We start from the raw sequence: 17,933 nt of genomic DNA on the forward strand, positions 1-17,933 counted from the left end.
AAAAAAGCAGGTGTTCGAGTTTTCCTGCTTTCTTTAACGGGGGAGCCTTCAAATTCCTGTTATATTGGTCTTTCAGTGCATTTCTGCTTATCTATTTCGTTACCATCCTTGAGATGACAAGGCGTTGAATTTCTTGTGTACCTTCATAGATTTGCGTGATTTTTGCATCGCGCATAAACCGTTCTACCGGGTAATCCTTTGTATATCCGTAGCCGCCAAACACTTGAACCGCTTCGGTCGTCACCTTCATCGCCGTGTCACCGGCCATTAATTTAGACATCGCTGACTCTTTTCCGTAAGGCAGCCCGTTTGACTCCAGCCATGCTGCTTGATAGGTTAATAGTCTTGAAGCCTCAATAGCTGTTGCCATATCCGCAAGCTTAAAGCTGATTCCTTGGTTCGCTGCAATCGGCTTGCCAAACTGGTGGCGTTCTTTTGCATAATCAACCGCTGCATCAAGTGCGCCCTGCGCAATTCCCACCGCTTGTGCTGCAATGCCATTGCGGCCGCCATCAAGCGTCATCATCGCAATTTTAAAGCCTTCGCCTTCTTGGCCGAGTCTGTTTTCAACCGGCACCTTGCAATCTTCAAAAATGATTTCTGTTGTTGGCGACGAACGAATGCCAAGCTTCTTTTCCTTTTTACCGACGGAGAAGCCCGGGAAGTCTTTTTCGATAATAAAGGCAGTTGTTCCTTTTTGTCTGCTGGATGGGTCCGTTAAGGCAAACACGACATAGATGTCAGCAATCCCGCCATTGGTAATGAAAATTTTTGAACCGTTCAGGACGTAGTGGTCACCCTCCAAGCGAGCGGTCGTTCTCATCCCGCCAGCATCAGAACCGCTTCCAGGCTCGGTTAAGCCGTAGGCGCCAATTTTTGATCCTTCTGCCATGGGACGAAGGTATTTTTGTTTTTGCTCTTCAGATCCGAACTTGTATAGAGGCCAGCCCGCAAGCGAGGTGTGGGCAGAAAGTGTTACCCCGATGGATGCGTCAACGCGGGAAAGTTCTTCGACTGCGATACAATAAGCAAGATAATCACTGCCAATGCCGCCGTACTCTTCCGGCCACGGAATTCCTGTTAATCCAAGCTCCGCCATTTTATCAAATATGGCGCGGTCAAAGGTTTCTTCCTCATCACGCTCGGCCGCAGTTGGCGCAACCTCGTTTCGGGCAAAATCCCGGACCATTTTACGAATCATTTCATGCTCTTCGGATAATTGAAAGTTCATTTTCGAGTCCTCCTTGGGTATACAGTTCGATATCTACAAAGTTAAAATTTTATCTGCCTATCAAGAATTTACAGATGCTTGCTCACAACAATGCGCTGAATCTCGCTTGTTCCTTCATAAATCTCGGTAATTTTCGCATCACGGAAATAGCGTTCAACCGGGTAATCTTCGGTGTAGCCGTACCCGCCAAATACTTGAATCGCCTCAGTCGTCACTTCCACCGCCGTTCGAGAAGCAAACAGCTTAGCGACAGACGATTCGAAGCCGCATTTCACACCGCGTTTGCGCAAATCCGCTGCTCGATAGATTAATAGTTTTGCTGCCTCCACACTTGTCGCCATATCGGCCAGCTTAAAAGCAACCCCTTGCTGCGCTGCAATTGGCTTGCCGAACTGTTGACGCTGCTTTGCGTAGTCTGTAGCCGCTTCTAAAGCTGCCTCAGCAATTCCAAGGGCTTGGGTCGCAATCCCAATACGGCCAACCTCTAGGTTTGCCATGGCAATTTTAAAGCCTTCGTCCTCTTCGCCAAGACGATTGGCAACCGGCACCAACATATCTTCAAATGTAAGCTGAACCGTTCTTGAACCGTGCAGCCCCATTTTCTTTTCGTCCTTACCAATAATCAGACCAGGGGTGTTTTTTTCCACAATAAAGGCTGTTATTCCACGCGCACCTTTTTCCGGATTCGTGGAAGCAAACACGATATAGACATCGGCTTCTCCGCCATTGGTGATAAACGCCTTCGTGCCGTTTATTTTATAGTAATCACCATCGCGGATGGCCCGCGATTTCAGGCTGGCAGCATCAGAACCCGAGCTTGGCTCGGTTAAGCAAAACGCCCCTAAATACTCCCCGCTTGCAAGCTTCGGTATATACCGTTGTTTTTGTTCTTCCGTGCCAAAATATAAAATTGGGTTTGTGCCCACCGAAGTATGAACGGAAAGAATTACCCCAACAGTCGCACTCACCTTGGAAATTTCGTGAATCGCAATGATGTAGGAAGTGAAATCCATCGCCGCACCCCCGTATTTTTCCGGAACCGGAATCCCCATTAAGCCTAGTTCGCCCATTTTGCGGAGGACCTCACGCGGGAATTCACCTTGCTCCATCCGCTCGACAAATGGAGCAATTTCATTTGCTGCAAAATCCTTGACCATTTTTCGCATCATTTCTTGTTCTTCTGTGAATGTTAGGTTCATGTCCATTCCCCTTCCCGAGGATTTTGATTGTATTTACATGGCTATGTTTCGAACCATTCCTATGGTGTTTGCAGTTAAGACCTTCCTAAAATGTTTTCTATTTTATAATCCATTTCTACGGTGTTACCTTTATCTATTCATATGTGTAAAACCCGCGTCCGGTTTTCTTGCCAAGCCAGCCTGCTTTTACATATTTACGAAGCAGCGGACATGGACGGTATTTGTCATCGCCAAAGCCTTCATGCAAGGTTTCCATAATGTACAGGCATGTATCCAAGCCGATAAAATCTGCCAATGTTAACGGTCCCATTGGATGGTTCATACCAAGCTTCATCACTTCATCAATTGCTTCTTTCGTTGCCACACCTTCATATAGCGTATAAATCGCCTCATTGATCATCGGCATAAGAATGCGGTTTGATACGAATCCTGGATAGTCATTCACTTCAACCGGTACTTTGCTCAATGTTTTCGTCATATCTTCAATTACCTGATACACTTCATCTGCCGTTGCCAATCCGCGGATAATTTCAACAAGCTTCATCACCGGCACCGGATTCATGAAATGCATGCCGATGACCTTTTCTGGACGCTTCGTTGCCGCAGCGATTTCCGTAATCGGCAGTGAGGAGGTGTTGCTGGCCAAAATGACATGTTCCGGGGTAATTTCATCAAGCTGGGCAAAGACTTTCGCCTTAATTTCCATGTTTTCAACCGCTGCTTCAATGACCAAATCGACAGCGCTTGCATCATGGAGGTCAGTAGAAGGCGTCAGCCTTGCCAATACTTCCTGCTTTTGCTCTTCCGTTAAGCGGCCTTTGTCCACGTTTCTTGAAAGGTTTTTATTAATTACGCCTAAACCGCGCTCAACGAACTCCGACTTCAAGTCATTTAAAAACACTTGATATCCCGCTTGGGCACAAACTTGGGCAATTCCTGAGCCCATTTGCCCTGCACCAATGACCATTACCTTTTCAACCTTCATGATTTTCCCTCCAAGCGGGGCTGCCCGCTCCTTAGGTCAGCCCCTTTTTATATAAGATCTATGAAACTAGCCTTTTATCTGCGGAAAAATGGATTTATCTGCCTTACAGAGGAATTTATCTGCGTAACGAAACCATTTATCTGCGAACACCGCCATTTTATCTGCGATGCGAAATTCCCGTTCAAAAACTGTCCGCTTCTGTTAAGCCTTCGGAACCTCAATCATCACAGCATCGCCCTGGCCGCCGCCGCTGCAGATAGCAGCAATTCCAATTCCACCGCCACGTCGCTTCAATTCATGCATTAATGTCAGGATAATCCGTGCGCCGCTTGCCCCAATTGGGTGACCGAGGGCAACCGCACCGCCGTTCACATTGACCTTTTCCGAGTCAAGTCCGGCAATTTGGCTGCTCGCCAATGCAACTGCTGCAAAGGCCTCATTGATTTCAAACAAGTCAATTTCTCCTAAGCTTTTTCCGGTTTTTCGTAGTATTTCATTGATGACAAGTCCCGGCGTTTTCGGGAAATCCTTTGCTTCCACCGCTATCGCATCATGCCCTAAAATGACCGCTTCCGGTTTACGGCCTTCACGCTCTGCACGCTCTTCGCTCATCAGCACAAGTGCCGCCGCACCGTCATTTACGCCCGGCGCATTCCCGGCAGTAATCGTTCCTTCAAAATTAAATACCGGCGTAAGCTTTGACAATCTTTCTAATGAGGTATCTTTCCGCGGTGCTTCATCCTGCTCAACAACGACCGGCGCTCCTTTTCGCTGCGGCACTTCAACTGCCACGATTTCCTCGGCAAACTTCCCGCTTTCAATGGCAGCAATCGCCCGTGCGTGACTGCGGTAAGCCCATTCATCCTGCGCTTCACGGCTGATTTCCATTTCCTTTGCGGTTCCATTTCCGTACGTTCCCATGTGAGCGCCTGTAAAGCTGCAGCTTAAGCCGTCATGGATCATTAAATCCTTAACGGAAGAGTCACCCATTTTTAAGCCCCATCTTGCTTTTGGCAGAATATACGGTGCATTACTCATCGATTCCATACCACCAGCCACAATCAGTTCCTCATCACCAGCACGAATGATTTGGTCAGCTAAAGTAACACTGCGCATTCCTGAAGCACAGACTTTGTTAATGGTTTCCGTTTTCACTTCCCATGGCAGACCAGCATGTCTTGCTGCCTGGCGTGAAGGGATTTGTCCTTGTCCTCCCTGCAAAACGCTTCCAAGGATTACCTCTTGGACTTCTTCAGGCTTAACATCCGCACGGTTTAACGCTTCCTTTACAGCGATTCCGCCAAGCTCCGATGCTGTGAAGCTGCTTAAAGTACCGCCCATTTTTCCAAAAGGTGTACGAACTCCGCTTAAAATGACTGTTTTCCCCATTCCAAACACTCTCCCATTTCCTATGTTTTTGACAAAAATAATGATATGTTTCTCGGAAGCGACTGAACGCTCGCTCGAAAAATGCCGAAAAAATGACGCAGACAATCAGAGTCTGCAAAGATTAATGAAATAAGTACTGAACTTGATGAAGTTCTTTGATGTGATATTTTTGTGGTTAAAGTGATGAAGTTTTTAAGTATGAAAGCGTTTTAATCCTTACTTCTATTTTACATAAAAAACAGTAGAAGTTGAATTGTTTTACACAAAATTTCTAAAATTTCATGAATTCTTAATAAACAATCAACCTCTACTATTCAATAAATTTAAATCATTAAGCTGCCGGGCCTCCACATACTGCTTTTTCGAGAAGTTCAGCAACGTCGTAAGTGGACACTTTTTCTTCCACTTCTTTTGCCTTTGTTCCATCTGAAATCATTGTTAAGCAATATGGACATGCGGAGCTGATCACCGTTGAATTCGTTTCAAGGGCCTGCTCTGTTCTTGCTACGTTAATGCGGTTTCCTGTTTCCTCTTCCATCCACATTAGACCGCCGCCGGCACCACAGCACATCGCCTTTTCTCTGTTTCTCTCCATTTCCATAAGCTTCACGCCTGGAATTGCTTTTAAAATTTCCCGTGGCGGATCATAGACGTCATTGTAACGGCCTAGATAGCAGGAGTCATGGAACGTAATCGTTTCCTCGACAGAATGCTTTGGCACCAATCTGCCATCACGGACAAGCTCATAAAGGACCTCCGTATGGTGGTACACCTCTGCCGTTAATCCGAAATCTGGATACTCATTTTTGAAAATATTGTAGGCATGCGGGTCAATCGTAACGATTTTCTTAACCTCTGCCTTTTCAAACTCTTCAATGTTTTTCGTTGCAAGTTCCTGGAATAAGAATTCATTTCCGAGACGGCGTGCCGTATCACCGGAGTTCTTTTCCTTATTGCCGAGGATCGCAAATTTCACGCCAGCTTCGTTCATTAATTTTGCGAACGAAAGAGCAATCTTTTGGCTGCGGTTATCGTAAGACCCCATCGAACCAACCCAGAAGAGGTATTCGAATTCTTCACCGGCCTTGTTCATTTCCTTTACTGTAGGAACATGAACATCCTCGCGAACCTCACGCCAGTTTTCGCGCTCTTTCCGGTTAAGTCCCCATGGATTTCCCTGGCGCTCGATATTCGTCATCGCCCGCTGCGCATCCGCATCCATTTTTCCTTCTGTTAACACAAGATAACGGCGAAGGTCGATAATTTTATCCACGTGCTCGTTCATAACTGGACATTGATCTTCACAGTTACGGCAGGTCGTACAAGCCCAGATTTCTTCTTCCGTGATGACATCGCCGATCAGGCTTGGGCTATAAATACCCGCTGCTGCTGCCTCTTCTGCACCTTGACCTGCTGCTGCAAGTGCCAGTTGATTTCCTTTTGTATTCGCAAATGCGAAGGTTGGCACCCACGGCTGTTTCGAGGTAACCGCTGCACCGTAATTCGTAAGGTGATCACGCATTTTCACGATTAAATCCATTGGTGAAAGCATTTTGCCTGTTCCGGTTGCCGGACACATATTGGTACAACGTCCGCATTCTACACAGGCATAAAAATCAATCATTTGCAGCTGGGTAAAGTCTTCAATTTTTCCAACCCCAAATGATTCCTGTGATTCATCTTCAAAATCAATTTTCTTTAACTTACCTGGCTTTTCTAAACGGTTAAAATAAACATTCGCAGGACCTGCAATTAAGTGGGCGTGCTTTCCTTGCGGCACATAAACTAAGAAGGATAATAAGAAAATTAAATGTACCCACCATGCAAAGTAGAAAACGACAATCGCCGCAGTTTTCCCTACCCATGAAAACGCCAGGGAAATGACAGAGGCAACCGGTTCAGACCAAGAAGGGTCCTCTCCGTGCCAAATAATTCCCATCCCATTACCGAGCAAAACGGAAATCATTAAGCCGCTGATAAAAATCAAAACAAGGCCTGATTTAAAGCCCCGCTTTAAACGGACCAATTTTTCAATATAACGGCGATAAAATGCCCCAAGCACTGCTACTAAAATAACAAGGGTGACAATCTCTTGGAAAAAGGTAAACGCCGGATACAACGGACCAAGCGGCAGATGCGAACCCGGATGAATTCCTTTCCAAATAAAATCAATTGCACCAAATTGGACCAAAAGGAACCCGTAAAAGAAGGCCACGTGGATGGCACCCATCTTTTTGTCCTTTAATAATTTACTCTGGCCAAACACATTGACCCAAATCTTTTGCAGCCTCTCTTTGACGTTATTGTCAAACTCAACCTTTTTGCCGAGCTTAATGTAGGCAATCCGCGTTTTGACTACATAAGCGAATAGGCTAATTCCGTAAGCGGTTACAACTAAGAAGGCAATAAGGTTTACCCATAAAATACCTGTCACATCAAAACTCCCCTTTCTCACTTCCTGTTTAAGAAAATTTTAAACCGAATAAATTTTCAGAATCCTTTATCTCTATTATATAATGAATGAGCATTCAGTCAATGAAATTTTTCAAACTTTATTTTAGAAACTCAAATTCATAGAAGCGTTTTCAATTGGAAACCATAAAAATATGATGAGGAGGGAAATACCAGATGACATTTGCGGTTACTTTTGTTGGAGTACTACTTCTTATCATCATATGGCTAGTCCTCGATTTTAGACTAGGAAGAAAGAAACATCACTCACAGATGAAAAATTGTGAAACTCCCATGCTTCATGGCCAGCTGGATATCTTCCCGCATGGGCCTGAGCTGTTTGCCGATTATTTCAAAGAAATAAAAGAAGCCAAACGGCATATTCACATTCTCTTTTATATTATCAAAAATGACAAGTTTAGCCATACTTTTTTAAAATTATTAAAAGAAAAGGCAAAGGAAGGTGTAGAAGTCAGGCTTCTGCTTGATCGCATCGGCGGCATCCGTTTAAAAAAACATTCGATAAATGAACTCCGTGAAGCTGGCGTCCACTTTTCATATTGCAACCGAGTAAAGCTCCCCTATCTTTTTTACTCGGCACAGGTACGCAATCATCGGAAAATTACGATTATCGATGGAAAAATTGGGTATCTTGGCGGATACAACATTGGCAAGGAATACATCAACGAGGATCCAAAACTCAGCCCGTGGCGGGATTACCATTTAAAACTGCTCGGTGAAGGCGCAACCTTTTTACAAAGCGAATTTCTAATTGACTGGCGGGAAAATACCAGTGAAGACTTATTGAATCACTCTAAATATTTCCCTGAAGTTTCAAAAGGTTTGATCCGCCATCAATTGATGCCGACAGAGGCTGTTACTCTGGAGAAAAAGTATCTTGGACTGCTTCAAATGGCAAAAGAGTCAATTATTATTGGGACCCCTTATTTTATTCCGAGCAAGCCGCTTTTTCAGGAATTACGTGCAGTCTTGAAGAGAGGCGTTCAACTCGCGATTGTCGTTCCCTATACCTCAGACCATGTTCTCGTACAGGAGGCATCCCATCGCTATTTTAAGACACTCTTGCGCGAGGGCGCAAAGGTTTTCCAATTTAAAAATGGTTTCTACCATGCAAAAACAATTGTCATCGACGATAAGCTTTGCGATATCGGCACCGCCAATTTTGATAAAAGAAGTTTATTTTTAAACAAAGAAATTAACTGCTATATTTATAATCCTGAATTCATTGAACGGCTGAAGGCCGTTTTGCAAAAAGATATCGAGGATTCACGGCCATTGACACTGAAGGAATTAACGAAACCAAACCTTTTCAGATCCGTGAAAGAAGGCATCGCCGGAATTTTTTCTTATTTTTTATAGCAGCAAACGACAGGAGTTTGAAAAATGAAGATTCGTTTCGGATATGTCTCGCAAGCGACAACCCTATGGGATGCCTCTCCATCAAAAACGATTACGTTTACACGTTACAGGGAGTTACAAAAAAAGGAGCAACTGGAAAAGCTACTTTCAGTGACGAAGCAAAACCTTGATCATACCTTACGAATGCTTCACTACAATATTGCCCATGAAATTGAACTCTACCGTTTTTCCAGCTCCCTTGTCCCGCTTGCCACCCATCCGGAGGTACGTTGGGATTTTGTCACTCCGTTTCAAAAGGAATGGCAGGAAATTGGAGAGGTTGTCCGTAAAAACCAGCTAAGGGTAAGTTTTCATCCTAATCAATTTACATTGTTTACTTCAAAGAATCCAAAAATTACCGAAAATGCCGTGATCGATATGGAGTATCACTTTCGGATGCTAGAGGCCATGGGGCTTGAACAGGAGTCGCTGATTAATATTCATATCGGCGGTGCATATGGGAATAAAGCGGAGGCACTGACCCGATTTCATCAAAATTTGACTGCCCTTCCGCTTCCGATTAAACAGGTGATGACCTTGGAAAATGACGATAAAACCTATCACACTGCGGAAACCTTAACCTCCTGTGAAAAGGAGCAGGTTCCATTTGTGTTTGATTATCATCATCATATGGCGAATTTATGCGAGGATCCTTTAGAGGAATTGCTACCGCGTTTGTTTCAAACATGGGAGCGAGTGGGACTCCCGCCGAAGGTTCACATTTCGTCTCCGAAATCCGAAAAGGAATTTCGTTCCCATGCCGATTATGTCGATTTGGAATTTATCCTGCCATTTGTAAAGTTACTTACCGGGATCGGACGGGATGTAGATTTTATGATTGAAGCAAAAGCCAAGGACCAAGCCTGCCTAAAGCTGGTGGAGGACATGAGCAGGCTGCGCGGCTTTAAAAGGGTTCGCGGGGCGGCCATTGCTATAACCTAATATTTTTAAGGGACAGATCAATCGTTTTACAGGCAATACAAAAGGTTGCCAACGAGTATACCGCCTCAAGTAGGCCAAAGACAAAAATCGAACTAAAAAAAATAAAGAAATTAAAAAACAACACATATTGCCCAATCGAAAAAGGGGTCCGCTGACTTAACATAATGGCTAAAATCTCCGTACCATCGAGGGACCCACCGAAGCGAATAATCATTCCCACCCCCATTCCCAAGCAAATCCCACCGAGGAAGATGACGAGAATGGGGTTTTTGGTAAGCACCGGAAACGGCTCGAGCATATACAATTCTAGGCTTAAAAAAAGAAGTGCTCCGAGGCTGATAATCAAAAACCTTTTTCCAAGATAAAGTAGGCCAAGCAGTAAAAAAGGCGTATTTAACAGGAAAATATAGAATCCCACTTTATAGTCGGTGATATGAGCGAGCAAAATACTAATTCCTACAATTCCGCCATCAATAATGTAATTTTTCACTAATAGCAGCTGCAGGGCTGCCGCTACAAGCGAAACCCCGATTAAGACCCCACCACCCCGCTTATACAAGGAGAAATGGGCCGTTCTTTTTTCATTTATATAATTTTTAATTCGCTCCTTAAACATATAAGCCCCCATCCGTTCAATTGTCCTACTCATTATGTATGGTGGAATTCCTGATTTTATCCGCAAAAAAATAAGACATGTTCCGGGGCATGATTTCAACCGCGAATGGTTAAAGTAACAAATATCAAGGAGGGATTATGATGGAGAACACAAGTGAATTTGTAAAAAAATTAGCTGAGGACAAAAAGAAACAAGACTATAATAAAACGCACCAAGGAAAGGGACATCCGGATAAAAAGCTTCCGAATAACCAGCATAATTGAATCAGGACAAGCGAAAAGCATCGGCATTTGCACCGATGCTTTTCTATTGTTCTTCAATTAAGTTGAGGACGGGAACATCCCTTTCCTCTTCTGGGTTACTCCGTGAATAAATTCTCGCCATTTTTGTTGCTTCATCCACATGCTGAATGATTACCGGGGTTCCCTCATAGGTAACCTGTATCACATCTGCAGACTCGCAGATTTCCTTCGCTCTTCCTATATTCATGAAGATCACTCCTAACTAAAAAGTCTATTTTAATATTTACTATTTTTTGGATGATATTCATCCATTTTTGATAAAAATTCCAATTAGACTTTTCAGCTTGGCCAACATAAACTACATTTTTTCTGGAGCGGATACACCGATTAATGCGAGCGCATTGCGTAAGGTAATCTTTACGGCTTTCACTAGCCCCAAACGAGCGGCGGAACGCTCTGGAAATTCCGGATCAAGAACTTTTTCCGCATTATAAAAACTATGGAACGTTGAAGCCAGTTCAAAGATATAGTTTGTGACGCGGTGCGGAACACGTTTCACAGCTGCTTCTCCTACTGCCTGCGGGAACTCGCCAAGCTTTTTCAATAAATCAATTTCCTTTTCAGAGTCAATTAAAGAGAAGTTGGCTTCCGTATCCACCTCTCCGCCCTGACGTAAAATGCTCGAAATCCTAGCGTGGGCATATTGCGCATAATACACTGGGTTCTCATTCGACTCAGAAACCGCTAAATCCAGGTCAAAATCCATATGCGTATCGGATGAGCGCATTGCAAAGAAGTAACGGGTGGCATCGAGGCCGACCTCATCGACTAAATCACGCATTGTGACCGCTTTTCCTGTACGCTTAGACATCTTCATCTTTTCACCGTTTTTATAGAGGTGAACAAGCTGGATAATTTCGACCTCGAGGGCATCACGGGCATAGCCCAAGGCCTGAATGGCCGCCTTCATCCGCGGAATATAGCCGTGATGGTCCGCACCCCAAATATTGATTAGTTTTTCAAAGCCGCGGTCCAGTTTGTCTTTATGATAAGCGATATCTGGCGTTAAATAGGTGTAAGATCCGTCCTGCTTAATGAGTACGCGGTTCTTATCATCATCAAAATCAGTTGAACGGAGCCAGGTTGCACCGTCCTCGTCATAGATATAACCGGTTTTACGCAGTGCCGCGAGTGCCTTGTCAATTTTTCCATTTTTATAAAGAGAGGTTTCCGAGAACCAGACATCAAAGCGGACGCGGAAATCCTCGAGGTCGCGCTTTAATTTTTCCATTTCATATGTCAAACCATATTCTCGGAAAAATTCAAAACGTTCAGCCTCATCCACTTCGACATACTTATTGCCATACTCTTCGGCAAGCGTTTTTCCAATATTGATAATATCTTCACCATGATAACCGTCTTCAGGCATTTCTTTTTCTAAACCTAATGCTTGGAAATATCGTGCTTCTACTGATTTGGCAAGATTATTAATCTGGTTACCTGCATCATTGATATAGTATTCACGGGACACATCATATCCGGCCTTCGCCAAAATATTGGAGAGTGAATCACCGACAGCGGCTCCGCGGGCATGTCCAAGGTGCAGGTCACCGGTTGGGTTTGCGGAAACAAACTCGACCTGAATTTTTTGGTTATTACCTACCGTTGTTTCTCCGTACTTTTCCCCCGCTTTTAGAACCGTTGGGATTAGATCGGTTAAATAGCTGTTGTTCATATAAAAATTAATAAAGCCCGGTCCTGCTAATTCAATTTTTTCAATCGATGCCTTTGAACGGTCGAAGTTTTCAATGAGTGCTTCAGCAATCATCCGCGGCGCCTTTTTTGCGACGCGTGCCAGCTGCATCGCCATATTAGTAGAATAATCGCCGTGCGCTTTTTCCTTTGGGGTCTCAAGAATGACATCAGGAATTTGCTCTTCCGTGGCGAGACCGGCCTTTAAAACAGCTGCCTTAATTTCTTCTTTAATTTTATTTTGAACCTGCTCCACTATATTCATTTTTTATCCTCCTGGAAGGTAATCTGTAAATGGTATGTACCTGCGGGTGAGCCCTGCATGGTAAAATCGTAAAGTATGTCAATAAAGCCTTGGCCATTATCAAAAGAATGTTCAAGGTTTTTCGTTAAGGTAGTCGTCTCAAACTGGCCAAACGGCATCTCATAGCTGCCGTTCAGTTTTCGATTTAACTCGAATGGCAGGCGCATTTTTACGGCACCGCCGCGTAAAATCAAACCTTCCTTAACAGCCATTTTCACAATTGTCCGGACGCTCCCCTCCTCCCTTGCTTCCTCATACTTCAGATAAGAGGCATTGCCCTTTTCAAAATATTGACCAAACAACTGCAACTCAAAAGTCTCCTGTTGATCAATCGTCGTTCTCACTACTATCTTTACCGGTATCTCAGGCGTTGACAAACAAACCGCACTCCTCTAAACACAAATTCACTTTTTCTATTATACCCATATTAAAGCGGCAATTCAAAATCGACAAAATTCGGGCGGTGCCTGTCACCACCCGAATTTTGTCGATTCAAAAAGCCTGCCCCTTCAAAAGGACAGGCACTTATAACTCAATATAGGATTGCGACTTTGAGAATTGTCCAGCTCCAGCGCCCGAAAAACGGGCGCTTCCGCTTTTCCTATTTCACCCAGCCAAGGATCATTTCACGGATGAGTTTGCTGGCTGTGTTTGCGGTTTGTTCGGAGTTGTCGTAGATTGGTGCTACTTCTACGAGGTCGCCGCCAACAACGTTTACTTCAGAGCGGGCGATTGCATGGATGGATGCCAATAGCTCTTTCGAAGTAATTCCGCCGCAGTCAACGGTACCTGTTCCCGGTGCATGGGCAGGGTCCAATACGTCGATATCAATCGTTACATAGACCGGACGCCCTGCAAGCGTCGGAAGGATTTCCTTAAGCGGCTCAAGCACTTCAAATTTAGAAATATGCATGCCAACCTGCTTTGCCCATTCAAACTCTTCCTTCATCCCAGAACGAATCCCGAAGGAATAGACATTTTTCGGTCCAATTAATTCCGCAATTTTGCGAATCGGCGTTGAATGCGATAACGGCTCGCCTTCATAATTCTCACGTAAATCCGTGTGAGCATCAAAATGAATGATCGCCAAATCTGGATATTTTTTAAAGACAGCTTTCATGACCGGCCATGAAACCAGATGTTCGCCGCCCATGCCAAGTGGGAATTTCCCGGCATCCAGCAAGGAGACGATATATTCTTCAATTAAATCTAAGCTCTTTTGTGGATTTCCAAACGGCAGTGGAATATCCCCAGCATCAAAATATTTAACATCCTCAAGCTCCCGATCAAGGTATGGACTATACTCTTCCAAACCAATCGAAACCTCACGAATACGAGTCGGGCCAAAACGGGAACCAGGTCGGTAGCTTACCGTCCAATCCATCGGCATCCCGTACAGAACCGCCTTACTCTCCTCAAAATTCGGATGACTCTTAATAAAGACATTTCCTGAATAAGCTTCATCGAAACGCATCTTAACACTCCTCTTTTATGGGGTCAGCACCCCATCACTTTACCGGTTAATCAAGCGGGGGTCAGACCCCCACTTATTATTTAACTAAATCGCCCACAAATTTAGGCAGCACGAATGCTGCTTTGTGAAGTTCTTTAGTGTAGTATTTTGTTTCGATCTCGTGGAAACGGTCGTCGCTTACTTCTAGTGGGTCATATTTTTTTGAACCGATTGTGAATGCCCATAAGCCGCTTGGGTAGGTAGGAATATTCGCTACATATAAACGGGTGATCGGGAAGATTTCACGTACATCGCGTTGAACATTGCGAATTAAATCTGCCTTAAACCATGGATTATCAGACTGAGCCACGAAAATACCATCTTCTTTTAGCGCCTTTGAAATTCCAGCGTAGAAGCCTCTTGTGAACAGGTTCACAGCAGGTCCAACTGGCTCTGTTGAGTCAACCATGATGACATCATATTCATTTTCACTTTTTGCAATATGCATAAAGCCGTCGTCCACCCGAACATCCACACGAGGATCGTCTAACTTGCCAGCAATTTCAGGAAGGAATTTCTTTGAATACTCAATTACCTTGCCATCAATATCAACAAGCGTTGCCTTTTTAACGCTTGGGTGCTTCAATACTTCACGAATAACCCCGCCATCGCCGCCGCCGACAACCAAAACATTTTCAGGATTTGGGTGAGTAAATAAAGGCACGTGCGCCACCATTTCATGATAAACAAATTCGTCACGAACAGAAGTCATCACCATGTCATCTAAAAGAAGCATGTTACCCCATTCTTCTGTTTCAATCATATCCAGCTTTTGAAATTCTGTTTGCTCTGTATGTAAAGTCTTATTTACTTTCATCGTGATGCCAAAATTTTCGGTTTGCTTTTCTGTAAACCAAATTGTCATGTTCATCTTCCTCTCATCTATTTTCAATTTTAACTAAGTAATCACCAAAGCTAATATTTATTCACTTATCTGATCACGAAGGTACCACTCCATTTTATCCTACCCAAACACTTAAATTACAAACAAGAAAAAGTATAGAGGAATCTAGCAAAATTTCAAGAAAAATTTTCATTTCTCTCTGGGAAATGTTTAAAATGCATCCATTTTTTTCATACTGTTACTATAAATATTTTTAGATAAAAGGTCTCGGAATGAATTCCAGGGACTAACGTTGAATGCACAAGGGGTGAATATTATGGAAATCATGACGAATCACGGGTTTCGGAAAACAATTAAGTATTTGCGTGCGATTATTATCATCAGTTTGATCGGCATGGTTTGTATGCTCATTCTCTTTCTCGGCGTTCTTGGCTATGCAAAAATTTTAGGAGCACCGCCACTTGCCGTGCCTCAATCGACCCTGTTTTTTTCCGATGACGGGACATTAATTGGAGAAAGCAACAGCGGCCAGAAGCGCTACTGGGTATCCTTAAAGGATATTTCTCCGGATTTAGTGGATGCGACCGTATCAATTGAAGATAAAAATTTTTACCACCATCATGGCTTTGATATGAAGCGGATTGCCGGGGCAGTTGTGGCCGATATCCAGGCATTTGGAAAGGTCCAAGGGGCCAGTACCATCACCCAGCAATACGCTCGGAACCTTTTCCTCGAGCACGATAAAACTTGGTCGAGGAAACTGATGGAGGCATTTTATACGATCCGCCTGGAAATGAATTATTCGAAAAGGCAAATACTTGAAGGCTACTTAAATACAATCTATTACGGCAATGGTGCCTACGGCGTTGAAGCAGCCAGTCAATTTTATTTTGGAAAAAAAGCAGCCGATTTAACCCTTGCTGAGGCCTCAATGCTGGCAGGTATTCCGAAGGGTCCGGGGTATTACTCCCCTCTCGTTTCGATTAAAAATGCAAAACACCGCCAGTCAATCATCCTAATGACAATGGTGAAAAACGGCTATATCAAGGAAAGTCAGGCAAAGGCAGCAGCCGGGAAATCACTTGCCTTTGTTGCCGCACACCCGCACCAACAAGTAAAGGTTGCACCGTATTTTCAGGATGCGGTTAAAATTGCGTTAAAAAATCAATTGCATTTGGATGACCGCACGATTGCACTTGGCGGCTTAAAGGTCTATACGACGCTCGACTTGAAACAGCAGGAGGCGGCCGAAAAGCAAGTACAAAGCGTCATCGCCAGCGGATCAGAAATCCAAACCGCCCTTGTGGCGATGGATCCGAAGACGGGCGGCGTTAAGGCAATGATTGGCGGCCGTGATTATGAAAAGAGCCAGTATAACCGTGCCACCCAAGCAAAGCGGCAGCCGGGTTCAACGATTAAACCGATTCTTTATTACGCAGCGCTCAGCCATGGATTTACACCATCGTCGACGATGCGGAGCGAGTCTACGACCTTTCATTTTGATGATGGTTCCCAATATACACCGCATAATTTTAATAATAAGTATGCGGGCGGGGAAATTACTCTGGCCCAGGCACTGGCGTTATCCGATAATATTTATGCCGTAAAAACGCATTTATTTTTAGGAGAAGAAACGTTAATCAAAACGGCAAAAAAGTTTGGGATTTCCACGAAAATGGCGAAGGTGCCGTCCCTTGCCCTGGGAACTTCCGGGGTTCGTGTGGTTGACATGGCAGGTGCCTACAGCCTTTTTGCCAATGGCGGAAAAAAGGTGGAACCAACCTTGATTACGCGCGTTGAAGACTATAATGGAAAGATCCTTTATGAAAAAGAGCAGGACAACAAACAGGTATTAGATCCTGCTAAAGCTTACGTTATGACGCAAATGCTGACTGGAATTTTTGATCCGAAGCTTGACGGTTATTCAAGAGTGACCGGAAGCACGGTCATCAAGGAATTGACCCGGCCTTATGCCGGTAAATCCGGTTCAACGGAAACAGACAGCTGGATGATTGGATTCTCACCGCAGCTTGTGACGGCTGTCTGGTCAGGCTATGATGAAAGTAAACCAATTGATTATGTGGCGGAAAAATCATATTCAAAAAATATTTGGGCGCAGTTTATGGAGGAGGCATTGAAGGATAAGACGGTTAAGGCCTTTAAGCCTCCGAAGGAAGGCGTCATTGGTGTCTATGTCAATCCTGAAAACGGCAAGCTCGCGACCAAGGACTGCCCGGTGCGAAGGTTCACTTACTTTGTGAAAGGCACCGAGCCGACGGAATATTGTACCGAACATATGGACCGTTCCGAATCAAATCCTTTGAAAAAGAACACCGAGCACAAGGACCCATGGTACAAACGAATTTTTAAATGGGCGAATTAGTTTTCACCTGTTTACTACAAAACACAATGTGAAAAGCTCCGGATGCCTCCGGAGCTTTTCGTGTCCTAGTTTTACGTGTATTCACGCTGTCTATTAGTTTACTTTTTTTCCAGTAAAACTACAAGTGATTTACAAAAAATTACTCAGCCGTTAAACCTTTTTTTAGTTCTTCCGATGAATTTTTCCAAAAATCCGCATTGTGATTACGCAAAAATTCAGCCAGCACTTTTTTCGATTTTTCATCCATATGCTCAACAATAATATGGCGTTTGAGTGACTTATCCATGTAGTTTACATGCAGAGGAAGCAATTTGTAGCCGCGGCGGATTTCGCGGTCCACTGTCATTTCACAAGCCGTCACTCCGGCATAATATGGCCCTTCTTCGTTTCGGTCGATCGTTACCCAGACAAGCCAGTAAGGCTTTCCGTTTGGCACCTCATCCTTATTTGGCAGAAACTTGATTCCCTTTTCGACCGCACTGCGGGCATGCATGGCACCGACATCAATTTCCGCCTCGCCGGCATCCACATCAATCATTACCGGGGAAACATTATCAAGGCTCAGCGCCCCCTTGCCATAACCGCGGTGCCCGTCTGTTGGGTCACTTTTAATAATATTAAAACCAACTTTTTTCTTTTTTTCTTCCATATCCCAAAAGTCCT

At 44.2% G+C, this 17,933-nt stretch carries 16 protein-coding genes; 4 read left to right on the forward strand and 12 right to left on the reverse strand.

Annotation, left to right across the window (positions count from 1 at the left end; translation table 11 throughout):
• Window positions 1-91: 91 nt before the first annotated feature.
• The 5 genes from ACFQZ9_RS13270 to ACFQZ9_RS13290 form a co-directional block, all read right to left on the reverse strand.
• Entirely contained in the window at window positions 92-1,231 is a 1,140-nt protein-coding gene (locus tag ACFQZ9_RS13270; RefSeq protein WP_327835360.1) for an acyl-CoA dehydrogenase, read from the reverse strand.
• A 68-nt stretch (window positions 1,232-1,299) separates the two neighbouring features.
• Window positions 1,300-2,430, reverse strand: coding sequence for an acyl-CoA dehydrogenase (locus tag ACFQZ9_RS13275; protein WP_498944157.1), 1,131 nt, complete (start codon window positions 2,428-2,430; stop codon window positions 1,300-1,302).
• A gap of 133 nt (window positions 2,431-2,563) precedes the next feature.
• Window positions 2,564-3,415 carry a 3-hydroxybutyryl-CoA dehydrogenase gene (locus ACFQZ9_RS13280; RefSeq protein ID WP_198310909.1) on the reverse strand — a complete coding sequence of 284 codons (852 nt, stop codon included), beginning with the start codon at window positions 3,413-3,415 and terminating at the stop codon, window positions 2,564-2,566.
• 201 nt (window positions 3,416-3,616) lie between these two features.
• Window positions 3,617-4,804 (reverse strand): acetyl-CoA C-acetyltransferase, encoded by a 1,188-nt coding sequence (locus ACFQZ9_RS13285; protein ID WP_498944158.1) that lies wholly within the window; start codon window positions 4,802-4,804, stop codon window positions 3,617-3,619.
• A 331-nt stretch (window positions 4,805-5,135) separates the two neighbouring features.
• Window positions 5,136-7,238 carry a (Fe-S)-binding protein gene (locus ACFQZ9_RS13290; protein WP_498944159.1) on the reverse strand — a complete coding sequence of 701 codons (2,103 nt, stop codon included), beginning with the start codon at window positions 7,236-7,238 and terminating at the stop codon, window positions 5,136-5,138.
• Between the two features lie 194 nt (window positions 7,239-7,432).
• Here ACFQZ9_RS13290 and cls point away from each other — a divergent pair, with 194 nt between their 5' ends.
• The gene (cls, locus tag ACFQZ9_RS13295; protein WP_498944160.1) at window positions 7,433-8,635 is read left to right on the forward strand and encodes a cardiolipin synthase; all 1,203 of its coding nucleotides are present in this window, start codon (window positions 7,433-7,435) and stop codon (window positions 8,633-8,635) included.
• A gap of 24 nt (window positions 8,636-8,659) precedes the next feature.
• Complete coding sequence (gene uvsE / locus ACFQZ9_RS13300; protein WP_498944161.1) at window positions 8,660-9,616, forward strand: UV DNA damage repair endonuclease UvsE; 957 nt, start codon at window positions 8,660-8,662, stop codon at window positions 9,614-9,616.
• Here the strand turns inward: uvsE and ACFQZ9_RS13305 are convergent.
• Window positions 9,606-10,232, reverse strand: a complete 627-nt coding sequence (locus tag ACFQZ9_RS13305) for a YitT family protein (RefSeq protein WP_498944162.1) — start codon at window positions 10,230-10,232, stop codon at window positions 9,606-9,608. The two genes, uvsE and ACFQZ9_RS13305, sit on opposite strands and share 11 nt — an antisense overlap.
• Before the next feature lie 140 nt (window positions 10,233-10,372).
• Between ACFQZ9_RS13305 and ACFQZ9_RS13310 the strand changes: the two genes are divergently transcribed.
• On the forward strand, window positions 10,373-10,495 hold the full coding sequence (locus tag ACFQZ9_RS13310; RefSeq protein ID WP_081810635.1) for a DUF4023 family protein: 123 nt from the start codon (window positions 10,373-10,375) through the stop codon (window positions 10,493-10,495).
• A 43-nt stretch (window positions 10,496-10,538) separates the two neighbouring features.
• On the opposite strand, the gene ACFQZ9_RS13315 is transcribed toward ACFQZ9_RS13310, so the two are convergent.
• From ACFQZ9_RS13315 to speE, 5 genes are all read right to left on the reverse strand, one after another.
• Window positions 10,539-10,721 carry an H-type small acid-soluble spore protein gene (locus ACFQZ9_RS13315; RefSeq protein WP_498944163.1) on the reverse strand — a complete coding sequence of 61 codons (183 nt, stop codon included), beginning with the start codon at window positions 10,719-10,721 and terminating at the stop codon, window positions 10,539-10,541.
• A 111-nt stretch (window positions 10,722-10,832) separates the two neighbouring features.
• Window positions 10,833-12,491 carry an arginine--tRNA ligase gene (argS, locus tag ACFQZ9_RS13320; RefSeq protein ID WP_498944164.1) on the reverse strand — a complete coding sequence of 553 codons (1,659 nt, stop codon included), beginning with the start codon at window positions 12,489-12,491 and terminating at the stop codon, window positions 10,833-10,835.
• Window positions 12,488-12,907: a YwiB family protein gene (locus ACFQZ9_RS13325; protein WP_498944165.1), complete on the reverse strand. Its 420-nt coding sequence runs from the start codon at window positions 12,905-12,907 to the stop codon at window positions 12,488-12,490. The genes argS and ACFQZ9_RS13325 overlap by 4 nt, the downstream gene beginning before the upstream one ends.
• Before the next feature lie 224 nt (window positions 12,908-13,131).
• A complete protein-coding gene (gene speB, locus ACFQZ9_RS13330; RefSeq protein WP_498944166.1) occupies window positions 13,132-14,004 on the reverse strand; it encodes an agmatinase in 873 nt (290 codons plus the stop codon).
• 76 nt (window positions 14,005-14,080) lie between these two features.
• On the reverse strand, window positions 14,081-14,908 hold the full coding sequence (gene speE, locus ACFQZ9_RS13335) for a spermidine synthase (protein WP_198310917.1): 828 nt from the start codon (window positions 14,906-14,908) through the stop codon (window positions 14,081-14,083).
• A 295-nt stretch (window positions 14,909-15,203) separates the two neighbouring features.
• Between speE and ACFQZ9_RS13340 the strand changes: the two genes are divergently transcribed.
• Complete coding sequence (locus ACFQZ9_RS13340; RefSeq protein WP_498944167.1) at window positions 15,204-17,270, forward strand: transglycosylase domain-containing protein; 2,067 nt, start codon at window positions 15,204-15,206, stop codon at window positions 17,268-17,270.
• A 139-nt stretch (window positions 17,271-17,409) separates the two neighbouring features.
• Here ACFQZ9_RS13340 and ACFQZ9_RS13345 read toward each other — a convergent pair whose 3' ends face one another.
• Entirely contained in the window at window positions 17,410-17,919 is a 510-nt protein-coding gene (locus ACFQZ9_RS13345) for a YwhD family protein (RefSeq protein WP_498944168.1), read from the reverse strand.
• Window positions 17,920-17,933 lie beyond the last annotated feature (14 nt).

The organism is Neobacillus sp. GCM10027624, assembly GCF_042675345.1.
Lineage (GTDB): Bacteria > Bacillota > Bacilli > Bacillales > Cytobacillaceae > Neobacillus > Neobacillus cucumis_D.

What these genes read in the sequence shown, in the direction of transcription:
- uvsE (WP_498944161.1), top strand. Translation starts at nt 8,660, where the DNA reads ATGAAGATTCGTTTCGGATATGTCTCGCAAGCGACAACCCTATGGGAT.
- speB (WP_498944166.1), bottom strand. Translation starts at nt 14,004, where the DNA reads ATGCGTTTCGATGAAGCTTATTCAGGAAATGTCTTTATTAAGAGTCAT.
- ACFQZ9_RS13340 (WP_498944167.1), top strand. Translation starts at nt 15,204, where the DNA reads ATGGAAATCATGACGAATCACGGGTTTCGGAAAACAATTAAGTATTTG.
- ACFQZ9_RS13310 (WP_081810635.1), top strand. Translation starts at nt 10,373, where the DNA reads ATGGAGAACACAAGTGAATTTGTAAAAAAATTAGCTGAGGACAAAAAG.
- argS (WP_498944164.1), bottom strand. Translation starts at nt 12,491, where the DNA reads ATGAATATAGTGGAGCAGGTTCAAAATAAAATTAAAGAAGAAATTAAG.
- ACFQZ9_RS13280 (WP_198310909.1), bottom strand. Translation starts at nt 3,415, where the DNA reads ATGAAGGTTGAAAAGGTAATGGTCATTGGTGCAGGGCAAATGGGCTCA.
- ACFQZ9_RS13275 (WP_498944157.1), bottom strand. Translation starts at nt 2,430, where the DNA reads ATGAACCTAACATTCACAGAAGAACAAGAAATGATGCGAAAAATGGTC.
- ACFQZ9_RS13285 (WP_498944158.1), bottom strand. Translation starts at nt 4,804, where the DNA reads ATGGGGAAAACAGTCATTTTAAGCGGAGTTCGTACACCTTTTGGAAAA.
- cls (WP_498944160.1), top strand. Translation starts at nt 7,433, where the DNA reads ATGACATTTGCGGTTACTTTTGTTGGAGTACTACTTCTTATCATCATA.
- ACFQZ9_RS13305 (WP_498944162.1), bottom strand. Translation starts at nt 10,232, where the DNA reads ATGTTTAAGGAGCGAATTAAAAATTATATAAATGAAAAAAGAACGGCC.
- ACFQZ9_RS13270 (WP_327835360.1), bottom strand. Translation starts at nt 1,231, where the DNA reads ATGAACTTTCAATTATCCGAAGAGCATGAAATGATTCGTAAAATGGTC.
- speE (WP_198310917.1), bottom strand. Translation starts at nt 14,908, where the DNA reads ATGACAATTTGGTTTACAGAAAAGCAAACCGAAAATTTTGGCATCACG.
- ACFQZ9_RS13345 (WP_498944168.1), bottom strand. Translation starts at nt 17,919, where the DNA reads ATGGAAGAAAAAAAGAAAAAAGTTGGTTTTAATATTATTAAAAGTGAC.
- ACFQZ9_RS13315 (WP_498944163.1), bottom strand. Translation starts at nt 10,721, where the DNA reads ATGAATATAGGAAGAGCGAAGGAAATCTGCGAGTCTGCAGATGTGATA.